This window comes from Halomonas sp. 3D7M (assembly GCF_014897885.1).
GTDB lineage: Bacteria > Pseudomonadota > Gammaproteobacteria > Pseudomonadales > Halomonadaceae > Vreelandella.
Genome location: NZ_JABUZF010000109.1, coordinates 4,753 through 9,654, shown reverse-complemented (window position 1 = coordinate 9,654; position 4,902 = coordinate 4,753). Strand labels below are relative to the sequence as shown.

Genomic DNA, 4,902 nt, shown 5'->3' with positions numbered 1-4,902 from the left:
CGATAACTTTTGCATAACCACTTAGCGTTTCATAGCCTTGGTAGCTTTCAGGTAGCTCCTTACTCGCTTCATTTGTCGCCACTTGATGGATAATACGCTCTGCCTCTGCCTTGAGATCATCAACAAAGGCGGGAGAGACAAACGTCATCAGCCCTAATACAGAAAGAAAGCTACGCGTATGAGGTGAATCGAGATCTTCTTCATCAAACGCAATACCTTCCAACTGCAGTGAGTTAGTGGCAAGACCCCGTTTCATCAGCAGAAGATGCTGAGCATCCATGCGCTGCTCGGCAGAAGTGCGATCAATCAATACGTCAACTAAGATGCGCTGACCAAAAAACATGACCGGGAAGCCAATGGCAATCGCCAGCGTCACCTGCTTTATAAACAACTTGGTTGGCTTATTTTTTAATGTGATCAGGCGTAGTAGCAGCAAGCTAAGTCCGATACCCGACAGTATCCGCCCCTCTAATTCCAGCGCTCTAATATCACCGCTCGATAAGCGGGCAACCGATGCATCCACCAAGCGGCTGTTAAACGCTAACTCATAAACTAAGTAGGCAATATTGAGTACGAAGAGTAGCCAAAGCCAAACCCTCCCATTTTTCAGGTAGTGACGCATTATTCTCTTTTTTCGCTCGGTATAGTGATAATGACAGGAGCAGATAGCGGCGCTGTTACTACTGCTGTTCCGCTACCCGTTTTTAATTGGCCTCGCTCTGGCAGCGTTACAACGATAGCGCTGCCTTCAAGCGATACCAAGGCGCCCGTTTGATTCAAATAAGCGCCCTGTTGAATAAAAAAGGCCTGTTCTTCATCAACGCCACGGGCAGCATCATCAGGCAGAACGGTGCCTTCGATGACTAAGGGGGTTCGGGGTACTGCGCTTTGCGAGGAGGGACAATCAGCTTCATCACGACATAACAGCTGTGCAGCGAAATCATCCAAGCTATCTGCATAAACTGGCTGGCTATAATAGCTTTGAACGCAGGAAAAACTGGCTAATATGCCGAAAATGACGGCTGTATTTCGGCATGAAAACACGCTCACTCCCGCTATCGAGTTTTTTGAAATATTAATTATTATTTATAATCACAGACCCGCCCTGTATAAGTCAACGCTACTTTTTAGTTAAATTAACATTTTATTTCCTTTTGCTAATTCATTCTGATGGACGTTTATATCCTGTCGTAGCGCTGTCTTCTGGCCGCTAGCTATCAGGTAAGGTTGAGTTCTTTGAGCATTTTTGAGGGATGTTCGTACCACGTCTGCAACGCCTTTGCCGGCATGGGACGGGCGATACCAAATCCTTGCAACAAATGGCAGCCCATTTCTGTCAGTCGTTTGACGTGAGCGTTACTCTCAACCCCTTCCGCGACGACTTTTTTATTGAATCGTTTAGCCAGATACACAACGCTCTCAACAATGGCCAAATCATGATCGCGCTCCAACATGTTAATAACGAAGCTGCGATCTACTTTAACCACATCCACAGGCAGATCACGTAGATAGGTCAGCGACGAATACCCCGTACCAAAATCATCCAAGGCAACGTTCACCCCTAGCGAGCGACAGGCACGCATGACCTGTGTCGCGGCTTGCAAATCGTCCAGCGCAGCAGACTCCAGTACCTCAAGGCATAGCAGTGCTGGCGACACATCTGGGTGTGCGGCCAACGCACCCTGCAGCGTATCGAAGAAATCGGCTCGGGTGAGTGACTGGGGGCTTAGGTTAATGCATACCTCCAGCATGATGTCGCTGGCATGCCACTCCTCCATCTGCTTCAGCGCTGTTTCGAGCACCCATGCATCAAAGCTCAGTTCTAGTTCGCTACCAGAAATCGCGGGTAGAAACTGACCGGGGGCCAGCAGCCCGCGCTCGGGGTGCTGCCAGCGGATCAGCGCCTCTACACCGGTGACCTGCTGAAAGACTGGATCAAACTGCGGCTGGTAAAAGAGCACAAACTCATCTGCATCAAGTGCACGTGCAATTTGTCCGCGCCGGATCTGAAGGTTCTTAAGCTCTTGTTCGCGCTCAGGATCGAATAGGACGAAACGATTACCACCGGCCATTTTGGCGCGATACATCGCTTGGTCGGCGTGACGTAACAGGGTGTCAGGATCATTGTGATCAGCAGGAAAGAGTGTAACGCCTAGGCTGCCAGTCAGTCTCAGCGGCGCCTTATCTGTGCCCCCTAGTTCAGGTATCGTCAGTGGTTTCGTAACCTGTTGAAGTATAAGATTTAAACGCTCAATACCACCCTCAAATCGGTGCAGCAGAAAAGCAAACTCATCCCCCCCAATACGAGCGATAAGATCACCTGCCCCTAGCGCATCGACTAATTGTCCAGCCAAAACCACCAGGATTCGATCAGCCCCCGCTCGACCAAATCTCAAATTGAGTTCCTGAAACCCGTCTAAGTCAAGTACCGCTATTGCCAGGGTTTCATCTGGCTTGCTGCTATCAAGTGCCTCATGCATAAGCTTAATCATGTGGCGGCGATTAGGCAGCGCGGTCAGGCGATCCACATACCCCGCTCGAAACAGCTCATCCGCATGCTGCTTGATGCGCGTCAGGTCGGAAAAAACGGCAACATGATGGGTAGTGTCACCAGTTTCATTGCGTACCACTGAAATTGACAGCATCTCTGGCAATGGATCGCCGTTTTTGCGTCGATTAATCACCTCCCCCTGCCAATATCCCTTCTCGTTCAGCGATGCCCACAGTGACCGATAGAAGCTAGGCGTTTGGCGCCCTGACGATAAGACCCGAGGGTTCTTGCCAAGCACTTCGTCACGGGTATAGCCGGTAATTCGTTCAAATGCTTCATTAACCTCAATAATGCGGTTATCGCTATCCGAGATCATGATCGCTTCACGACTGCTAGAAAACACCTTGGAGGATAGCTCCAGGCGCTTCCAGGCTTCGTCGTTCTGACGGCGCAAGCGTAAGCCGTGAATCAGTTGACCAAGTGGCCGGAGCAAAGGCTCAAGCAACGTAAGCGTTTCATTGCTATACCCCTTAGCACAGTTGGCAAGTCCCAGCATAGCAACCATCTCGCCTTCCACCGAGACAGGCAGACACAACAGCGTATCGAGGGAAGGATGCCCTTTAGGCAGTCCGCCACGCCTTGGATCATGGGAAGGCCGATTGCTAATCAGCGGCTTGCCAGTACGCAGAACATGACCATAGAGTGAGTCTAACTGAGAGAACACTAAACCGTGCGCTTGTGCCTTACGGTAAAGTGTCCGTGAAGCGTCGTCCCAACTAATATCAGTAATGGCGTGGGTCTTAAGAAACGGCTCTCCGCTCTCATCCTTAAACACCTCACCAATAAACCCGTATTCACTCTCTGTTAGCGACAGCAGCGCCTCTAGCGCACCTGAAAACGTATCAGAAATATTATCTCCAGCAATAATGCTCGCTTGCAGGCGAGTGATTAGATCGTCGATACGGTGACGCCACTCAAGTTCGTGTTTGTTCCGCTGAAGGAGCGTAATGTCCTGCAGGGTACCGGCAATATGACGGGCAGGCACCGTATCGTCGATAGAGGCACCCGTTAACTGTACCCAGGTAATCGCCGTTTCGCCGGGGGCTTTCAAACGTAGGCAGGCGTCAAAAGGAGTGCCCTGATGAATGATTCTCCCCAACCCGCTTTCCAGTGTGTCGCGATCTTCAGGCAAATAGTGACTTGCGAGCTCAAAGCGGCTACTAGGTGTTAACGGCGAAGCGCCATGCAAGCGTAGAAACGCCTCATTACTCCATATCGTATTGGAGCTTACATCGAGCTCCCAAACACCCAGCCCCGCGTGATTAATAAGTTGCTCAAGACGCTGAAGCCGCTGCAATTCCAGATGACTCATGACCTGGTGGGCTAAGGTCTGCAAATGACGCTTATGCTCGTCACCTATGGCCCTTAGGCGGTGATCTATCAGGCACAGCGTGCCAATAGAAAACCCGTCGGGCGTCACTAGCGGCGCTCCCAGGTAGTAGCGAATATAAGGCGGGCCGGTGACTAAGGGATTATTCTGGAAACGGGCATCCACAGTGGCATCCACCACCTCCAAAAGCTCGTTTTCCAAAATAGTATAAGCGCAGAACGAGACGTCACGGGGGATATTGGCAATTTCGGGGCCCACTTGGCTCTTGAACCACTGACACTCTTCTTCAACCAAGCTGATCAGCACAATTGGAACGTCAAAAAACTTGGCGGCAGAACGAGTAATAGCATCTAAAACAGCGTCAGGAGCCTGGTTATGACGGATATAGCGCCACATCGCACGCAAACGGTCTGCTTCATTCGGTGGCAATGGTGCAACCATTAACACTCCTCAATGAAACAGAGCTGAAGGTTTGCTAAGGGGCAAAATAATGACGGCCTGAACTCATGACGCATGGGAGACTTCCTTACATTTTTTTTGGCGTCTTTTAGTATCGGCAAGCAATGCAATAGCTTTAGTCGGATATCGCGAGAATTAGCATAAAGGAGGAGCACTTTTACGTTGCTATCACTTATGTTTAGTTACATGGTACGAGTTGAATAGCTACGCGTCAGAATTAAACATAAATACAGTCATACGACCCTTGAGCCTCATGCATGAAAAGGGCGCGTTATGCACCATGAATTTCCGCTACTAGAGGCCCAGCAGGAAATCCACGAGCTGATCGCCGCCGGAGCGCCACTCACCACAACGCTGGTCGCGCTAATTGAATAGGCAAAATTGATGCTGCCTGACGCGCTGGTTTACATTATGCGCTTCGATCCGGCGCACACTTTCTGAGTGGCACCGCTCCCTGTTTGTGAATCACCCTGATGGCGTTTATGAATTTGACCTTAACGGACACTTTCAACGCTGCAATAAAGCACTTGAAAGTATCACAAGATACCCAGCATCTCATTTA

The 4,902-nt window shown here is 50.1% G+C and carries 3 protein-coding genes; all 3 read right to left on the bottom strand.

The features are described from left to right. Positions 1-622: hypothetical protein (locus INT22_RS04935; RefSeq protein ID WP_193067798.1), on the bottom strand; the 622-nt coding region annotated here is incomplete at its 3' end. After that, a complete protein-coding gene (locus INT22_RS04930; protein ID WP_141239978.1) occupies positions 622-948 on the bottom strand; it encodes a hypothetical protein in 327 nt (108 codons plus the stop codon). The genes INT22_RS04930 and INT22_RS04935, both read right to left, overlap by 1 nt. A gap of 269 nt (positions 949-1,217) precedes the next feature. Continuing rightward, positions 1,218-4,322 (bottom strand): bifunctional diguanylate cyclase/phosphodiesterase, encoded by a 3,105-nt coding sequence (locus INT22_RS04925; protein WP_193061197.1) that lies wholly within the window; start codon positions 4,320-4,322, stop codon positions 1,218-1,220. Between the last annotated feature and the right edge of the window lie 580 nt (positions 4,323-4,902).